Raw genomic sequence first — 562 nt, 5'->3', positions numbered from 1 at the left:
TCAAGCGAAGTGGGTATCATAATACTATCTTGTATTAACGCAACTAAACACTAGCATGGCTGCGCCCCCGGCCAGGGTTGCGCAATCTGCCCCAGCGTCGTGACGTCGACCTTCGCGTAGATCTGCGTGGTGTCGATTGAACGGTGCCGGAGAACGGTGGCAATGTCTTGCAGCGACGCGCCGTGCCGCAACATCGAGGTCGCCGCGGAGTGACGAAGGACATGGGCGGCTCCTCGGCTCGGGCATTTGACGCCAGACCGGTGCAGGGCGCGTTCGACGATGACCGAGACGGCACAATGATTGGCGAAGGCACGGAAGGGGGCCCGGGCGCGAACGAACAGGGCGTCGGAGTCGGTTCGCGGTCGTCCTTCCTGCAAGTAGTCCACCAGGGCCTGGCCGACCTCCTGGGTCAGGGGCAGCCGCGTCTCGCGCCGGTTCTTTCCCGTGACCGATAGCCAGGCGCCTTTCCAGTCGATATCCTCCAGACGCAACTGCACGATGTCGCCCGCCCGAAGCCCCAAGTGGGCAAGTAACAGCAGAATCGCACGATCCCGTCTGCCAA

1 protein-coding gene is annotated in these 562 nt (G+C 62.8%); it reads right to left on the bottom strand.

Going from position 1 to position 562, the window contains the following annotated elements; translation table 11 throughout:
* Positions 1 to 50: 50 nt before the first annotated feature.
* The coding region (locus GO606_RS00625) for a tyrosine-type recombinase/integrase (protein ID WP_246979233.1) at positions 51 to 562 on the bottom strand (512 nt) is incomplete at its 5' end.

The sequence above is a fragment of the Aromatoleum anaerobium genome (assembly GCF_012910705.2).
In the GTDB taxonomy this organism is placed as follows: Bacteria; Pseudomonadota; Gammaproteobacteria; order Burkholderiales; family Rhodocyclaceae; genus Aromatoleum; species Aromatoleum anaerobium.
Note: the sequence above shows the minus strand (reverse complement) of the source record. Positions and strands in the feature narration are given on the sequence as shown.